The following is a 16,226-nucleotide window of genomic DNA, read 5'->3' on the forward strand; positions in this document are numbered from 1 at the left end:
CACCATGACCGCGCCCGACCCGACCCAGCCGCGCAGCCCGACCCAGCAGCGCAGCCCGGCCCAGCACGCCGGACCGGCCCCGGAGCACGCCCCGGCGCCCGCGCCGCGGCCCGCCACGGCGCTCGCCCAGCTGGCGCGGACCGACATCGCCTTCCTGAACTGGCGCGACCCCACGCACCCGCAGGCCGGCGGCGCCGAGGCGTACTGCTACGAGATGGCCCGGCGGTTCACCGAGGCCGGCGCCCGGGTCACGCTGTTCTCCGCCCGCCACCCCGGATCCGCGGCCGCCGAGATCCACGACGGCATCCGCTTCCTGCGCGGCGGCGGGACCTTCGGGGTGTACGCGGCCGCCGCCCACCACCTGCTGCGCAACCGGCACGCCTACGACGCGGTTGTCGACTTCCAGAACGGCATCCCGTTCTTCTCCCCGCTGTTCACCCCCCACTGGACCGCGGACATCTGCGTCATCCACCACGTCCACCAGCGCCAGTTCGACCTGCGTTTCCACTGGCCCCTGAACGCGGTGGGGCGGCTGCTGGAGAAGCAGATCAGCCGCCTGGTCTACCGGGGCCGCCCGGTGGTCGTGGTCTCCCCCTCGACCCGCGAGGGCGCCCGGCGCGAACTCGGCTTCCCCAACCCGATCCACATCGTGCCCAACGGCGCTCCGCGCCCCGCCGCCGACCCGCGCGACCTGCCGCCGCGCAGCCGTACCCCCGCCGTGACGGTCGTCAGCCGTCTCGTGCCGCACAAGCGCGTCGACCTGCTCGTAGAGGCCGTGCCCATGCTGCTGCGCAGTCACCCCGACCTGCGGGTGGACATCTGCGGCGACGGCGACGAACTGCCCCGGCTGCGCGAGCTGGCCGCCGCACTCGGCGTCGGGGACGCGGTCGTGCTGCACGGCCGGGTCACCGAGCGGCGCAAGCGCGAACTGCTGGGCCGCGCCTGGCTGACCGTCGTCCCGTCGGTCGCCGAGGGCTGGGGGCTCACCGTGATCGAGGCCAACGCCGCCGGGACGCCCGCGCTCGCGTACGACGTCCCGGGACTGCGCGACGCCGTCCAACCCGGCCGCAACGGCTGGCTGCTGACCCAGGGCGCCGACCTCGCCGCGGGCATCGCCGAGGCGCTGGCCGGGCTCGCCGAGCCCGCCGCGCGCGAGCGCGCCGCCGACCGGTGCCGGGCCTGGGCCGCCTCGTTCTCCTGGGACGACAGCGCCGAACGGCTCGCCCGCGTCGTCCTGGAGGAGGTGCACCGGGTCCACCGGCACCGCCGCTCCCGGCGCAACCCGAGCGATCTGACCGTGCTCAGCCGCTTCACCGTGCGGGACGCCGACTCCACCGAGCGAGCGGTGCGCCGCTCGCTGCGGCAGACCGACGCGTGGAGCCGCCAGGGCAACACCTTCCGGCTGCTGCTGCACGGCTGCGACGAACTGCGGGCGCTGAACGCCCTGCGCCGGCTCGACGTGCACGACGCCACCGTCACCCTGGCGAGCGGCCGGGACGTCCTCGTGGGCACGGGGAGGGACGCCGCATGACCTACGCCGAACAGGCCACCGGGCGCGAGGCAGCGCTCCAGGACGAGCTCACCGCAGTACGCGGAGCCCGCTGGATCGCGACCTCCGCGGTGGTCGTCGGCGCCCTCAACTACCTCTACGCGCTGCTCCTCACGCGGCTCCTGGACGTCTCCGCGTACGCGACGTTCGCGGCCGGCCAGAGTCTGATCCTGTGCACCGCCGCGATCGCCGTGGTGACCGTGCCGTGGATGCTCGCCCAGTCGCTGGCCCGGGCGGCGAGCGAGGAGGAACGCGGCGACGCGGTCCGCTTCGCCGTCGTCACCGGCGCGGCCGGCGGGCTGCTCGCCGCGGCCGCGGTTGCCGCGGTGGCCATGCAGTTCGCGGGCCCCGCGACCACGCTGGTCCTGGCGACGACCACTCTGCTGATCTACGTCACCCGGGTCACCGTCGGCTGGCTGCAGGGCACCGAACGCCTGCGCACGCTGGCCGCCGTGAGCACGAGCGAGGCCGTGCTCAAGCTGGTCGTCGGGCTGCTGCTGGTGGCCGCGCTCGGCCTGAGCGACACCGGCGCCCTCGCGGCGTTCGGCATCGCGGTCCTGCCGTGGGTGGTGTACTTCCCTCGCCGGATCCGCGGCAGCGAGCGGCCCCTGTTCAAGGTGAGCGCGCAGCGCGACCTGTGGCGGCGCGCCGTCGGCGTGGCGTCCCTGCAGGGGGTCGTCGCCGTGATGGTGGCCGTCGACATGGTGCTGGTGGCGGTGCTGCCCACCGACCGGGCCGCCGCGGCGAGCTACCAGGCGAGCGTCATGATCGGCCGCATCCCGCTGTTCCTCGCCGGCGCGGTCGCGCTGGCCTTCCTGCCCGCGCTGGTCCGGCGCCGGGCGGGCTCCTCGCTCGCCGCCAGCGCCCTCGGCATGTACGTGATCGTCGCGCTGCCGCTGGCCGCTGTCTGCGCCACGGCACCCGGCGCCGTGCTGACCACCGTCTTCCCCTCCGACTACGGTTCGATGAGCGCCCTGATGGTGTACACCGCGCTGTCCGGCCTGGCGCTCGGCGGGCTCAGTCTCGTCGTGACCTTCTCGCAGGCCGCGAGCGACTACGGGTGCCTGCGCCGGCTGCTGGCGGGCCTCGTCGGCTACGTCGCCGCGCTGCTGATCGGCTGGCACACCGGCGGTGTGACCGGCATGGCGATCGGCGCGGTCTGCGGCAGCGTCGTGGCTCTCGCGCTGCTGGTCCACCGTCAGGTGCACCGCGTCGGGCTCGCGCTGCCGTCAAAGGCGCTGCTGCTCGAACCGCTGGCTCTGGCCGGCGTCCTGGTCGTGGTGCGGCCGTACGTCGTCGGGTGGCTCATCGCCGCCTCGCTGACGGCCGCCCTGGCGGTGTGGCGCTTCTTCGGCCGCGGCGACCGGCTGGGGCGGACCCGCCCGCCGGTCCCGGAGACCGCTCCGAGGAGGCCGCGATGAACACCGAGGGAGTCCTGCTCGTCACGGTGTCCGGCCCGGCCCGCTCCGGCACGTCGTCCCTGGTGCGCCGGCTCGCGGCGCTCCTGAGGTCCCGCGGATTCGGCGTCGGCACGGCGCGGGGCCATGTCTGCTTCCTGTGTCACCGCTTCAACGGACCACCGCGAGTGAGGGAAAGGGAAGAGGAGTGGGCGCACCGCCGGTACGGTCCCGTGCGTTCGCGCTCGCGCCGTCGGCGCGCCCACGCTCTCGTCCACGCCGCGGAGCTCTCCGCCCGTACCGGGGCCGCCCGGCTGCTGGTACGGGTCCGGGCGCACGGGCGGCCCGCCGTCGTCGTGACCGACGGCGGCCCGCTCGACGCCCTCGCCTCCTTCGACCCGAACCCGGGGTCGACCGTCGCGGCGCTGTACTCCTCGCTCTCCCGAAACCGCGATCTGACACTCCTCCTGGAGGTCTCCGCGGCGACTCTGGCGGCCCGGGGCTGGGCCAGGAACTGGCCTTCGCCGCACGCCCTCAGGGAACGCTACAAGGCGTGGGCGCACCGGCTGCCCGACGTGGCACCGCTGGACGGCGAGGCTCCGCCGGCGGTGCTCGCGCGGGACGCCCTCGACTTCGTCCTCGACACCGAACGGAGCCGGGAGGTCTCCGCCCGGCGGCGCGCCGAGGCCGGTGCCCGCCCGCGACGGATCGTCGTGTCGACGTTCGACGATGCCGGCAACCCGGACTACCGCGGCGGCGGGGCCCTGGTGGTCGACAAGATGGCCCGCCGGCTGGCCGAGGACTTCCGGCTGACCGTCGTCACGGCGGGCCGCCGCGGCGGGACCCGCATCCGCGACGGCATCCGGTACGTCTATCTGCCGGTGTGCTGGGCGGGGCCCCGGTTCGGACAGGTGCTGTTCCAGGCGCTGCTGCCGCTCGCGGCCCGCCGGATCCCGCACGACGTGTGGATCGAGAGCTTCTCGCCGCCGTTCTCCACGAGCTTCCTGCCGCTGTTCTCGCGCGCGCAGGTCGTGGGCGTGGACCAGGGCCGCAGCGGCGAGGTCCTGTGGCACAAGTACCACATCCCGTTCTTCCTGATCGAGCGGATCGGCCTGCGCTGCTACCGGAACATCGTCGTGATGAACGAGGCGGACGCCTCGACCGTGCGGCGCATCAACCCCCGGGCGGACGTCCAGGTGATCGCCAACGGCGTGGAGCAGCAGGAGGTGGACGACTCCCGGCTCGGCGAGGGCGAGTACATCCTGTACCTCGGCCGGATCGACATCTACGAGAAGGGCCTCGACCTGCTGCTCGCCGCGTACCGCAGGGGCCGTCCCGCGCTGCCTCTGCTGATCGCCGGCAGTGGCACCGAGGCCGAGGAGCGCAAGCTCAAGGCACTGCTGGACCGGATGGGCGGCGACGTCCGCTGGCTGGGCCACGCCGACGAGGAACGCAAGCACGTCCTGCTGCGCGACAGCGCCTTCCTGGTGATGCCGTCGCGGCACGAGACCTTCGGACTCGTCGCGCTGGAGGGCATGTCGTACGGCAAGCCGGTGCTGCACTTCGCGCTGCCGTCGCTGCACTGGATGCGGGACGGCGGCGAGGTCGGCGTGCCGCCGTTCGACGTGGACGCGCTGGCCGACGGGCTGCGCATGCTGGCGGCGGACGCGCAGTGGCGGCGCAGGCTCGGCCGCAAGGCCCGGCAGGCCGCGCAGCGCTACACCTGGGAGGAGATGACGGGCCGGTACGTGTCTCTCACCCACAACCTCCTCGGCTCCGGGAACGGCCCGGACACCGAAGGCCGGGAACCGGGCGACCCGGACACGGACGGGCCGGACACGGGCGGTCCGGACAGGGGCGAGCCGGACAGCCACGGTCCGGGGCCCACGAACTCCGAGCGGCCCGGCCACGGCCGGCCGGCCGGCGAAGGGAGGCCGTCATGGCCGCCGACCGACTGACCGAAGAGCTCGCGGCCGGCACCCCGCTGGTCGTGCTCTCCCCCCACCTCGACGACGCTGTGCTCTCCTGCGGAGCGCTGCTGACCCGGCTGCCCCCCGGAACCCCGGTGACGGTGGCGACCCTGTTCACGCACTGCGGCCCGCCGCCGCACACGCTGTCCGCACGGCGCTATCTGCGCCAGACGGGGGCGACCGACGCCGAGGAGCTGTACGCGTCCCGGCGGGCCGAGGACCGGACGGTGCTCGCCGCGATGGGCGTCGCCTGGCAGCACGCCGGCCTGCAGGACGGGCTGTTCCGCCGCAGGCCCGAGCAGGGGCCCGGACGCCGGGCCTTGGCCCGGGGCGTGCCCGAATTCGGCCACGTCTACCCCACGTACCGGCTGCACCTGAGCGCCGGTCGGGTCTCCCCGCACGACGCGGAGACGGTCCGCGAGGTCGCCGGCGTGCTGTCCGAGCTGACCTCGCGCGGCCCGGCCGTGGTGCTCGCGCCGATGGCCGTCGGCGGCCACGCCGACCATGTGCTGGTCCGCGAGGTCGCCGAGCGCAGCGGGCAGCACGTCGTCTACTACAGCGACTTCCCGTACAACCAGGAGCAGGACGTGGACCCGGCGTTCGCCGGCCGCCACTCCCTGGTGCGCCGCACCTGGGAGTCCGGCCTGGACGACAAGGCCGAGCTGATCCGCGGATACCGCTCGCAGGCGGACGCCCTGTTCCCTCAAGGCATCCCTCGAGTGCCCGAGGTGTACCTCCTGCCCGGCCGGGCCCAGGCAGAGACGCCCTGACCCTGCTCAACTCCCCACCGTCGGGCGGGCCGTTCGCCGAGGAGCAGGCGGCGCGCCGGTACGACTGGTACGTGGACGGGCCGGGCACATCACCCGACAGCGGCTGCAGTTCCGAAGACAATCGGGTGAATATCCATGCATCGAAGAATTCCGCGATCCGCGACTGGTCGTCGGCTCAGGGGCTGACGTCCGGCGCGTTCGGTCCGTCCGGTGGGTCCGGCGTGCGGGCGGCCCGCAGCAGGACGACACCGCTGTCGCCGTACTCGGGCAGCGTGCGGTCCTTGCCGAGCCGGGTGATCCGCAGGCCCTCGGTGTGCGGGGCGAACACGGCGCGGACGATGTCCTCGTCCACCGGGATCGCCGGCCACCTCGGTCCCGTGCCGATGCGGTAGCTCGGCATGTTCTCCATGAACGCGGCGACCAGCCGGCCGCCGGGGCGGACGGACCGGATGAACAGGACGCACAGGTCCCGGAATTCGGCGGCGTCCTCGGTCACGCTCTCGGCGACGAAGTTCATGGAGGCGGCGTCGTACGTCCCGGGCGCCACGGACCGGGCGTCCCCGTGGACCACGTGCACCCGGGCCAGGGCCTCGGTGAGCCGCTCCGGGAGGCCCGGGTCGAGACCGCGGCACACCGCGTAGAACGGCTCCCAGCTGGCGTCGGGGTCGGTCAACTGGGCCCGCAGATAGGCGACGTTCGCGTCGCTGGGCTCCAGGGCGTCGATGCGGCGGCCGGCTCCGGCGGCGAGCATCAGCGGATACAGGTTCGGCCCGGCGCCGAACTCCAGGGTCCGGGCGAGGGTGCCGGGCGGGAACTGCCGGTAGAACGCGGAGTGGTGGGCGATGACACCCCGGTCGACGGGGTGCAGCTGCCGGTAGTTCTCGGCGAGGTAGTCGTCCACGGGCCAGGCGTGCCAGTCGGCCTCGCGGTTGCGCCGGGAGCCGGAGGAGCCGGAGCCGGAGTCGCCGGGAGGTCCACCGGCGGGCGGCCCGGTCACCGGCGCCGTCCTTCGGCCTCCGCCGCCGCCTCGGCCCGCCGGGCCGGCTCGTCGGCGGTGCGGCGCAGCGACTCGTTCTCGGCCAGCTCGGTGAGCGCGGCGTTGAGCTGGTCGACCTCCTCGTCGGTGTTGGCGGCGGTGACCTGGACCCGGAAGCCGACCTGGTCGCGCGGGACGAGCGGATAGGCGGCCAGCGTGACGTAGATGCCGCGGGCCCACAGCAGGGCGGCGACCTCCTCCAGGCTCTCGCCCTCGCGCAGCGGCAGTTCGATGATCGGCAGGCCGTCGGTGTTGGGGGTGACGACGCCGAGGCCGCGGATGTGGTCGAGCACCCGGGCCGTCTTGCGGTGCAGGTCGCCGCGGATCAGGTCGCCGCGCCGGTCGTTGACGTCGAGCCCGGCGAGCGCGGTGGCGAGGGAGGCGGTCGGCGAGGGGCCGGAGTACAGGTAGGGGGCGGCGGCGACCTTCAGGTGGTTCTTCAGGCCCTCGGGGACCGCGAGGAACGCGAGCAGCGACGAGTACGCCTTGGAGAACCCGCCGACGACGACGATGCCGTCGTACGACTCGCCGAAGTGCCGGACGATGCAGTTGCCGCGGGCGCCCCAGGGGGAGGTCTCGTCGGGCCGGCGCTCGCCGATCAGGCCGAAGCCGTGGGCGTCGTCGACGTACAGCAGCGCGCCCTGCTCGCGGCAGATCCCGGCCAGTTCCGGCAGGTCGGGGAAGTTGCCGCTCATGCTGTTGACGCCGTCCATGCAGACCAGGCGGGGGCCGGTGGAGGGCGCCTCGCGCAGCAGCGCGGCCAGCTCGTCCGGGCGGTCGGAGTGGAAGCGCCGGACGGTCGCGCCCTGGCCGCGGGCGGCCACGCAGCCGTCGTAGACGGTGCGGTGCGCGGTCGCGTCGACGAACACCTGCCCGGAGTCGGCGAGCACCGGGATCACGGACTGGTGGATCAGGGTGATGGTCGGCAGGAGCAGGGTGTCGGGCGCGCCGAGCAGTTCGGAGAGCCGTTCCTCGATCATCGGGTAGAGGCGGGGGTTGCCGATCAGCCGCGACCAGCTGGGGTGGGTGCCCCAGCGTCTGACCTGCGGGGTGATGGCGTCCATGATCTCGGGTTCGAGGTCGAAGCCGAGGTAGTTGCAGGAGGCGAAGTCGGTGAGCCACTCGTCGCCGACCCGGAGGCGGCGTCCGCTGACCTCGTCGATGACCGCGTCGCACATCCGGGTGTGCTCCCGGAGCCGTTCCAGGTCGCGCCACTTCGGCTCCCGGCTGACGGGCGGCGCGGCGGCCGGTACGGCGGGGAGGCGGCGCGCGGGCCGGGACGGCTGCTCCGCAGGCGGGGAGGGGGCCTCGTACAGGAAGCGCTCGGCCTCGCGGGCGGCCATCGGCCTCGCGTAGTAGAAGCCCTGCCCGTACTGGCAGCCCATCCCGGCGAGCAGGGCGCGCTGGTCCTCGTTCTCGATGCCCTCGGCGACCACTCGCAGGCCCAGGACGTCGGCGATGCGGACGATGCCCTCGACGAGGGCGACCTGCTGGTGGTCGGTGGGGATGTCGTCGATGAACGACTTGTCGACCTTGAGGATGTCGATGGGGAAGTCCCGGAGGTAGCTCAGCGAGGAGAACCCGGTGCCGAAGTCGTCGATGGCGATGGTCACCCCGAGCTCCTTCAGCTCCCGCATGGTGATGCGGATCTGGTCGTCCTGGCGCATCAGCACGGTCTCGGTCAGCTCCAGGACGAGGGAGCCGGAGGCCAGCCCGGAGGTGTCCAGGACGCGGCGCACCTCGTCGAGGAAACCCGGGTCGCGGAACTGGCGCGCGGAGACGTTGACGTTGGCGTACAGCGGCTGGGACGGCAGCAGGCGCTGCCAGCGGGCGATCTCCGCGGCGGCGTGCTCCAGGACCCAGGCGCCGAGCGGGGTGATGTGGCCGCTCTCCTCCGCGAGGGTGATGAACTGCTCCGGGGGCACCATGCCGCGGCGCTCGTGCGGCCAGCGGACGAGGGCCTCGAACCCGGCGAGCGCGCCGCTCGCCACGTCCATGATCGGCTGGTAGCGCAGGGCGAAGGCGTGCTCGGCGATGGCGGTGTCCAGGCCGGCCTGGAGTTCGTGCCGGGCGATCAGGCCGGTGTGCTGGTCGGGTTCGAAGACCCGCCAGCGCTTCTTGCCGGCCGCCTTCGCCGCGTACAGGGCGAGGTCGGCGTGGCCGAGGAGTTCCTCGACGTCGCCGCTGTCGCGGGTGGTCGCCACGCCGACGCTGGTGGAGGCGGACACCGCGCCGTCGGTGAGGTGGAAGGGCCGGCTGAGCGTGCTCACGATCTGCGAGGCCAGGGACTCGGCGTCGCGGACCTCCCGGGCGCCCTCGATGAGGACGGCGAACTCGTCGCCGCCGAGCCGGGCCGCGGTGTCGCTGAGCCGGAGCGCGGAGGTGAGCCGGCGGGCGACGGCGACCAGGAGTTCGTCGCCGACCGAGTGGCCCATGGTGTCGTTGACGATCTTGAAGTCGTCGAGGTCGACGAAGAGCACGCAGGTCAGCGTGGACTCGCGGCGGCCGCGCAGCAGGGCCCGCTCAATGCGCTCCAGGAGCAGCACCCGGTTGGGCAGGCCGGTGAGGGAATCGTGGAACGCCCGGTGGGTGAGCTCGCGCTCCAGGACCCGCTGCTCGGTGACGTCCCTGAGGGTGAGGACCAGGCCGTGGACGGTCCGCTCGTGGCGCAGGTTGCTGCAGCGGACCTCGACCTCCAGATGGCTGCTGTCTCCGCGCACCACACGCCAGTCGTCGCGGAAGTCCGGGTCCTCCCGGGCCCGCACCTCGTGCAGGGCGCGCAGCGCTCCGCCGGAGTCCCGGGGGGAGAGCAGGTCGACGAGCGGGGTGCCGGGGACCAGGCCGCGGCCGAACATGCTGTCGGCGGAGGGGCTGGCGTACCGGACGGTGTTGTCGTCGTCGACGATCAGGATGACGTCCGAGGTGTTGTGCACGAGGGTCCGGAAGTACGCCTCGCTGGTGCGCCGGCTGACCTCCTCGCTGAGGCCGAACCGTTCGACGGCGAGCGCGGCCTGGGAGGCGAGCGACTGGGCGGCGCGGGCTATCTGGCCGATTTTCTTCTCGGGGCCGGTGAACAGCAGCACGCCCGGCAGGGCCTCGCCGGCGGCGGGCGCCTGCAGGGCCAGCGGGCACAGCAGCGCCTCCGGCATGGTGACGAAGGCGTCGGCCCCGAGGGCCTCGACCACGGCCGGCTGGAGGGAGGCGGTGGGGCAGACGCTCCGGCCGTGCTCCAGCAGCTCGGAGAGCTGGGCGCGCGGGGCGGTGGAGAGCGCGGAGACGGCGCAGTCCCACTGGTGGTCCGGGGTGGGCACGGCGTGCAGGAGTCCGCGTGGGCCGCGGACGAACAGGATCGCCCGGTGCTGCACGCCGGGCCCGAAGAGGGTGGCGGCGGCGCCTTCCACGGCGCTCGCGACCTCGCGCGGGCTCAGGGCGGCGACCAGCGAGGCCGCGGCCACGCGCAGGCTGCGCTCGCGCGCCTCGGCCCGGCGGAAGCCGGCCATCATGTGCCAGAGGCGGACCAGGACCAGCAGGAACATCAGGGCGCAGAAGATCGCGATGACCGCGATGTCACGCGGCTGCTCCCGCCGCAAGGCCTCGTACAGCAGCAGGACGGGAGCGACCAGGGAGGCGGCGCCGAGCAGCAGGAACCGGCGCTCCGCCCCGGCGCCGGTCGCCACGGGCGCGGGTTCGGTGAGGCCGGTCATCGTGGGGTGCAGGGCGGCCAGGCCCCACGCGGTGAAGAAGATCACCCAGCCGAGGTCGAGGACGGTGCCGACCTGCCAGGTGCCGCGGAGCTGGAGGATGCCGTAGACGACGTCGGAGGCGAGGATGCCGCAGGTGCCGAGCGTGAGGAGCTGCACGGAGCGGGAGCGCAGGCCGCCGCCGACGAGGAGCCGGGCGGCCATGGCCAGCATGAGCACGTCACCCAGCGGATAGGCGATGGAGATCGCCTTCTCCACCCACGTCATGTCCGGCATGTTGGCGAGCGGGGTGATCAGGTTCACCCAGGACAGCAGGGCGAGCCCCGAGGTCAGGATGAGCGCGTCCAGGGCGACCGCGAGGTCGCGGCCGACGGCCCGGTACCGGATGAAGCCGTACAGGCCGACGGCGAAGAGCGGGTACGTGGCGAGATAGAGCGCGTCCGCCGGGGACGGGAAGGGCCGGGTCAGGCCGAAGAACCCCTCCAGCGTGTTGTAGACGGTGTCACCGGCGACGAACGTGAAGTTGGCGGCGGCCAGCAGCAGCCAGGGCCAGCTCTTGGCCGGCCGGTGGATACGGACGCCGGTCAGGATCGCGGCGACGCCGGAGAGCCCGATCAGGGCCCACAGCACGGTGTGCCGGGACGGCACGGTGAGGTACGCGGCGACCAGCCCCGCGACGACCACGACGTAGACGGCCGACCAGCGCTGCAGCGGCGTCGCCGTGGCGACCGCGTGCGCGAGATGCCGCCGGTGCATCGTCCACCGCGCCCGTGCCAGATGGAGGACTCCATGGGCACGGGCGGGCTCTCGGTCCGATTCGTGTACCCGCACATTCACCCGCCGACGAGCAGGACTGCCGTCATACGTGGCACTTATATGCACTCATACACCACTTTGCCCTGCCCTCGAACCAACGGCGAATCGTCACCCCGACCACGGACGCCCAGGCAGGGGCCGGGCCACCCGCACGCCCTTACCGGACGACGACGTTGTGCGCCGGAATGATGGTGGGCTGCAGGTCGGCATAGCGGCGAACCGCGTGAGCCTTGACCGCCGGTCACCCGCTCGATGACCGTGTCGTACAACTCCTGCCCCGCGCCAGGGAGTTCGAAGGTGACGATGATGGCCATGGGCATGCCCCCGTCTGGTTCCGCCGCACTACCGCGGCAACGCCCGCGGACCTAGCGGTAAGTAGCCGGACGATTTCGCAGAGCTACCGACGCCCCCTCGGCCGGCTCCGCCTGGGCTAGGCCGCCCGGAACCGTCCCGGCTCGACCTCCACGACCCGTCCTCCGCTCAGCAGCCGGTCCAGGTGTTGCACCGCGGTCCGGCGCTCCACCGGCCGTACATGCGGCCCCTCGACATGGGCCCGGTAGACCAGCCGGTGCTCGACGATCTCGTCGACGGTCCGCGGCTCGCCGAGAAGGGCCAGTAGGGCGGCCTCCCGCTGCTCGACCACGGCTGCGTAGGCGTCGAGCCGGCGCCGGAACTCGTCGGCGCCCTCGATCACGCCCTTCTGGTGCGACGTGCCGTACCAGCGCGCGTCGATCTCGCGGCAGCGGCGCATCGACGCCTCGAAGTCGGCCAGTTCGCTGCCGGCGTCGCCGTAGTACGGGCCGAACGACGTCAGGTCGATGTCCGCGATGAACAGGAAGCCGTCCGGCTCGACGAGGAAGCCGCAGTGGCCCACGGTGTGGCCGGGGAGGTGCACGACGGTCACCGTACGCCCGCCGAGGTCGAACACGGCGCCGTCCTCGAATCCCGTGGCGTCCGGACGCCCGTGCACGTGGAACTCGTCCCGCAGCATCGCGTCGACGGCCTCGAACGCCTCCGGCGGGACTCCGAGCCCGGCGATCAGGGCCGCACGGGAGCGCAGCGCGTCGAGTTCGCCCTCATGGACGTGCACCGGCACGTCGTAGCTCCCGAGGCCCGCGATGTGGTCCTCGTGCACGTGGCTCACGAGGACCACGTCCGCGGGTGGGGCCGCCGCCACGAGCGACAGGGACGGATCGACGACCAGCGTCTCCGTCGTGCCCCGTACGAGCAGGGAGTTGCCGTACGGGTAGGCGCCCCGGTCGGGGCCGACGAGCACGCCGACTCCCCCGTAGGCGACTTCCGTGTATCCGGTGATGTTCCTGTCCGTGGTCATCGCACCTGTCGATCTGATATCCGGTCGGGACTCGACCATGCTGCCCCCGGATCGGCGCCGCCAGTCGCGTCCCCGGTCACCTGGCCGGAGCCGCGGCCGCCGCCCCGGCGCGGTTCCAGCGCATGCGGGACCACGGCCGCCTCCTCAACGGACTTCCTGGTCTCCTACGGCCCGGCGCCGCCGGGCCTGGCCCTGATCGCTCCGGCGAACGGCACGCGGGTCCACACCCCGCCGGAGGTGTGGACCCGCGCCTGCTCGCCGAAGGCGGCTGCTACCAGGAGGACTTGGTGACCCCGGGCAGGAATCCGGCATGCGCCTGCTCACGCATCCGGACGCGCGAGAGCCCGAACTTCCGCAGATGCCCGCGGGGACGGCCGTCCACACTGTCGCGGTTACGGACCCGGGTGGCGCTCGCGTTCCGCGGCTGCTTGCGCAGCTCCGCCAGCGCCGCGCCCCGCTCGGCCTCCGTCGAGGCCGGCCGTCGCAGGACGTCCTTCAGCTCGGCGCGCCTCGCGGCGTACCGCGCGACGATCGCCCTGCGCTTCTCGTTCTGCGCGATCTTGCTCTTCTTGGCCATCAGACCTTCACCCCCCGCGCGCGGATCCGCGCGACCGCGGCCTCGACGCCGATCACGTCGACGGTCTTGATCGCCTTCGCGCTCAGCGTGAGGCGGACGTGACGCCCCTCGCTCGGCAGCCAGTAACGCTTGCGCTGGACGTTGGGGTCGAAGCGGCGGGAGGTACGCCGGTGCGAGTGGGAGATGTTGTTGCCGAAGCCCGGTCGGGCGCCGGTCAGCTGACAGTGGGCGGACAAGGTGCTACCTGCCCCTCTCTGGAAGGAGGTCGTTGCCGGAATCATTATTGAAAACGATTTCCATTCCCGTATAGTAGCGGCATGGCACGCAACGAAGTACGCCCGATCATCAAGCTCCGCTCCACAGCCGGCACCGGCTACACCTACGTCACCCGCAAGAACCGGCGGAACGATCCCGACCGCATGGTGCTGCGCAAGTTCGACCCGGTGGTGCGCCGGCACGTCGACTTCCGCGAAGAGCGCTGACCCCCGCCCGCACCACCGCCCCGCCCCCCGCCTGAAGGACCGCGTCATGAAGCCCGGAATCCACCCCGCCTACGGCCCCGTCGTCTTCCGCGACAAGGCCGCCGACTTCGCCTTCCTCACCTGCTCGACCGCTACCAGCGACAAGACCGTCGAGTGGGAGGACGGCAACACCTACCCCGTCGTCGACGTCGAGATCTCCTCGCAGAGCCACCCCTTCTACACCGGCACCGCCCGCGTCCTGGACACCGCCGGCCGCGTCGAGCGCTTCCAGCGCCGGTACGGGAGCACGGCGTGACCCTGCCCGTCGTCATCGTCGGCGGGCTCCACTCGGACGCCCGCAAGGAAGTCGTGGACCGGCTGCTGCGCACCGTCCCCGGCAGCGTCGCCCTCCACCACGACCTGGCCACGGCAGCGCAGGGCACCGTGCGGCGCGTGGTGCGCGACGCCTCGGGCGAGCTGTCCCGGGGCGAGACGCCCCTCGTCAACGACTGCGCCTGCTGCGCGCTGCGCGAGGACCTGGTCCCCGAGCTGGAACGGCTGGCCGGCAGCAGCCCGGCCGGCCGGACCCGGCTGGCCGTCGTCGAACTGTGGGACTCCGTCGAGCCCAAGGCGATGGCCGAGGTCATCGCCGCGCACGGCGCCGGCGTACTCGACCTCACGGGCGTCATCACCGCGGTCGACCCGGCCCTCGTCCTGCCGTACCTCGTCAACGGCGACGACCTGGCCGACGTCGGCCTCGCGGCGGCCGCCACCGACCGGCGCACCGTCGGAGACACCTGGGCGCGGCAGCTCGAGTACGCGCCCGTACTCGCCCTCGTCGACAGCGGAGAAGCCCACGACGAGGACCGCGCCCTGCTCGCCCAACTCCACCCGACCGCCCGACGGGTGGACGCCGAGTCCGGCGAGCTGGCCGCGCTGGCCTTCGCCGGCTTCGACGTGGAGACGGCGGCCGCCGCCCAGCACCCGGCCTGCGCCCTGCTCCCCCAGGAGGCCGACGAGGCCGGCGTCACCACTTTCGTCTGGCACCGCCGTCGCCCCTTCCACCCCGAGCGCCTGTACGAGGCGCTGGAGGACCTGTGCTGCGCGGCCGCCCGCAGCCGTGGCCGGTTCTGGCTCGCCGACCGCCCCGACACCCTGCTGGCCTGGGACGCGGCGGGCGGCGCCCTGTGCGTGGAGAACGCCGGCCCGTGGCTGGCGTCCCTGCCGGACGCCGCCTGGGAGCTGGTACCGCCGATGCGCCGGGCGGCCGCCTCGCTCGACTGGCACCCCGAACACGGCGACTGCTGCCAGCACCTGGTCTTCACCTCCCCCGGCCTCGACCGCCACGGCCTGGAACGGCTCCTCGATTCCTGCCTCCTCACCGACGCCGAATACGCGGCGGGACCCGAGGCATGGCGATCCCTCCCGGCCGCGTTCGACTCCCTCCTCGACCACGTCTAGCGCGAGCCGTACGCCCCAACGACCCGACGACCCGAACCCCACAAGGAACAACAGACATGGCACGCCGCCAGAACCCCCACAAGCCGCTCAAGGCCCGCCCCAACCCGCTGGACGCAGCAGGGATCACGTACATCGACTACAAGAACACCGATCTGCTGCGGAAGTTCGTCTCCGACCGCGGCAAGATCCGCAGCCGCCGCGTCACCCGCGTCACCGCCCAGCAGCAGCGACACCTCGCCGCAGCGATCAAGAACGCCCGCGAAATGGCGTTGCTCCCGTACGGCACGCGCTAAAGCCCGACAGCGGCCCGTCGCCAAAGCCACCACCCGACTCACCCAGGAGTACCCATGGCCGTTCCCAAGCGGAAGACGTCCCGCAGCAACACTCGCCACCGCCGGGCCCAGTGGAAGGCCACCACGCCTCAGCTGGCCCCGGTCACGGTCGACGGCTCGGTGTACCAGGTGCCGCAGCGCCTGGTGAAGGCGTACAAGCGCGGCCTGCTCCGCCCCGAGGACTGAGCAGCCGCCGACGACGCCCCACATCGCACCTACGAACGCACATCGAACACACCGTTGTGCAGCGCCAGTCCTGTGAGGGAGCGTCCGGTGTCGAGATCAAGCCCTTCCGGGGGGGGTGTATGGACCGGCGGGCAGCCGGGCACCGATGCCCGCGTGCCCATCACAGACGAGACATATCGCTTCAGTGCCGTGTCGGCGCGGCTGACCGGCTTCGACGGTGCGGACTTGGAGGCCACCGGACTGACGGAGGTCTACCGGGCGTTCACGGCGCAGCGGCTCGGCGCGGATCGGTACGCCCGACTCCTCGGCGAGCTGCGGGAGCCCTACGAGGTGCTGGGTGAGCGCACCGACGGCGAACTGCGGGAGGCCGCCCGGGCAGTCACATACCTCTGGTACACGGGCAGTTGGCCGGGCCGGCCGCCGGTCCGAGTGTCCCCGCGCGCGTACGCCGAGGCTCTGGTCTGGAAGGCGGCCGGCCTGAAGGCTCCTGTTACTACGCCCGGTGGGTACGGGAGTTGGGCATTCGCCGCCGGACCGGGGGGGGGGGCCCCCCCCCCCGCGGGGGGGGGGGGGGGGGGGGGGGGGGGGCGGCCCCCGGTGGGCGGTGGGGCCCCCCCCCCCCCGGGGGGGGCGGGCC

14 protein-coding genes are annotated in these 16,226 nt (G+C 73.2%); 9 read left to right on the top strand and 5 right to left on the bottom strand.

The features are described 5' to 3' along the window. Positions 1 to 4: 4 nt before the first annotated feature. Genes ACGFMM_RS33010 through ACGFMM_RS33025 form a run of 4 tightly spaced genes read left to right on the top strand, consistent with a single transcriptional unit; the run spans position 5 to position 5,686 of the window. Positions 5 to 1,531 (top strand): glycosyltransferase family 4 protein, encoded by a 1,527-nt coding sequence (locus tag ACGFMM_RS33010; protein ID WP_393650169.1) that lies wholly within the window; start codon positions 5 to 7, stop codon positions 1,529 to 1,531. Continuing rightward, positions 1,528 to 2,970, top strand: a complete 1,443-nt coding sequence (locus ACGFMM_RS33015) for a lipopolysaccharide biosynthesis protein (RefSeq protein WP_393650170.1) — start codon at positions 1,528 to 1,530, stop codon at positions 2,968 to 2,970. Before ACGFMM_RS33010 ends, ACGFMM_RS33015 begins: the two co-directional genes overlap by 4 nt. Next, positions 2,967 to 4,904, top strand: coding sequence for a glycosyltransferase family 4 protein (locus ACGFMM_RS33020; protein WP_393650171.1), 1,938 nt, complete (start codon positions 2,967 to 2,969; stop codon positions 4,902 to 4,904). Before ACGFMM_RS33015 ends, ACGFMM_RS33020 begins: the two co-directional genes overlap by 4 nt. Further along, a complete protein-coding gene (locus ACGFMM_RS33025; RefSeq protein ID WP_393650172.1) occupies positions 4,886 to 5,686 on the top strand; it encodes a PIG-L deacetylase family protein in 801 nt (266 codons plus the stop codon). The genes ACGFMM_RS33020 and ACGFMM_RS33025 overlap by 19 nt, the downstream gene beginning before the upstream one ends. Before the next feature lie 175 nt (positions 5,687 to 5,861). Here the strand turns inward: ACGFMM_RS33025 and ACGFMM_RS33030 are convergent, their stop codons facing one another. The 5 genes from ACGFMM_RS33030 to rpmB all read right to left on the bottom strand — a co-directional run bounded on the left by ACGFMM_RS33030 (position 5,862) and on the right by rpmB (position 13,385). Further along, complete coding sequence (locus tag ACGFMM_RS33030) at positions 5,862 to 6,683, bottom strand: class I SAM-dependent methyltransferase (RefSeq protein ID WP_393650173.1); 822 nt, start codon at positions 6,681 to 6,683, stop codon at positions 5,862 to 5,864. Then, positions 6,680 to 11,179 carry an aminotransferase class I/II-fold pyridoxal phosphate-dependent enzyme gene (locus ACGFMM_RS33035; protein ID WP_393650174.1) on the bottom strand — a complete coding sequence of 1,500 codons (4,500 nt, stop codon included), beginning with the start codon at positions 11,177 to 11,179 and terminating at the stop codon, positions 6,680 to 6,682. Before ACGFMM_RS33035 ends, ACGFMM_RS33030 begins: the two co-directional genes overlap by 4 nt. Before the next feature lie 490 nt (positions 11,180 to 11,669). Next, positions 11,670 to 12,572 (bottom strand): MBL fold metallo-hydrolase, encoded by a 903-nt coding sequence (locus tag ACGFMM_RS33040; RefSeq protein ID WP_393650175.1) that lies wholly within the window; start codon positions 12,570 to 12,572, stop codon positions 11,670 to 11,672. Positions 12,573 to 12,843: 271 nt separating this feature from the next. Continuing rightward, positions 12,844 to 13,149: a 30S ribosomal protein S14 gene (rpsN, locus tag ACGFMM_RS33045; RefSeq protein WP_393650176.1), complete on the bottom strand. Its 306-nt coding sequence runs from the start codon at positions 13,147 to 13,149 to the stop codon at positions 12,844 to 12,846. Further along, positions 13,149 to 13,385: a 50S ribosomal protein L28 gene (gene rpmB, locus ACGFMM_RS33050; protein WP_393650177.1), complete on the bottom strand. Its 237-nt coding sequence runs from the start codon at positions 13,383 to 13,385 to the stop codon at positions 13,149 to 13,151. Before rpmB ends, rpsN begins: the two co-directional genes overlap by 1 nt. 81 nt (positions 13,386 to 13,466) lie before the next feature. Between rpmB and rpmG the strand changes: the two genes are divergently transcribed. From rpmG to rpmF, 5 genes are read left to right on the top strand one after another with little or no spacing between them, the layout of a single operon-like run. Beyond that, positions 13,467 to 13,631, top strand: coding sequence for a 50S ribosomal protein L33 (rpmG, locus tag ACGFMM_RS33055; RefSeq protein ID WP_007267663.1), 165 nt, complete (start codon positions 13,467 to 13,469; stop codon positions 13,629 to 13,631). Positions 13,632 to 13,677: 46 nt separating this feature from the next. Continuing rightward, positions 13,678 to 13,926 carry a type B 50S ribosomal protein L31 gene (locus ACGFMM_RS33060; protein ID WP_393650178.1) on the top strand — a complete coding sequence of 83 codons (249 nt, stop codon included), beginning with the start codon at positions 13,678 to 13,680 and terminating at the stop codon, positions 13,924 to 13,926. Beyond that, complete coding sequence (locus tag ACGFMM_RS33065; protein WP_393650179.1) at positions 13,923 to 15,071, top strand: CobW family GTP-binding protein; 1,149 nt, start codon at positions 13,923 to 13,925, stop codon at positions 15,069 to 15,071. The genes ACGFMM_RS33060 and ACGFMM_RS33065 overlap by 4 nt, the downstream gene beginning before the upstream one ends. 56 nt (positions 15,072 to 15,127) lie before the next feature. Then, positions 15,128 to 15,364, top strand: coding sequence for a 30S ribosomal protein S18 (gene rpsR, locus ACGFMM_RS33070; protein ID WP_393650180.1), 237 nt, complete (start codon positions 15,128 to 15,130; stop codon positions 15,362 to 15,364). A 54-nt stretch (positions 15,365 to 15,418) separates the two neighbouring features. Then, complete coding sequence (rpmF, locus tag ACGFMM_RS33075; protein WP_393650181.1) at positions 15,419 to 15,589, top strand: 50S ribosomal protein L32; 171 nt, start codon at positions 15,419 to 15,421, stop codon at positions 15,587 to 15,589. The last annotated feature ends 637 nt before the right edge of the window (positions 15,590 to 16,226 follow it).

The sequence above is a fragment of the Streptomyces sp. NPDC048604 genome (assembly GCF_043199435.1).
In the GTDB taxonomy this organism is placed as follows: Bacteria; Actinomycetota; Actinomycetes; order Streptomycetales; family Streptomycetaceae; genus Streptomyces.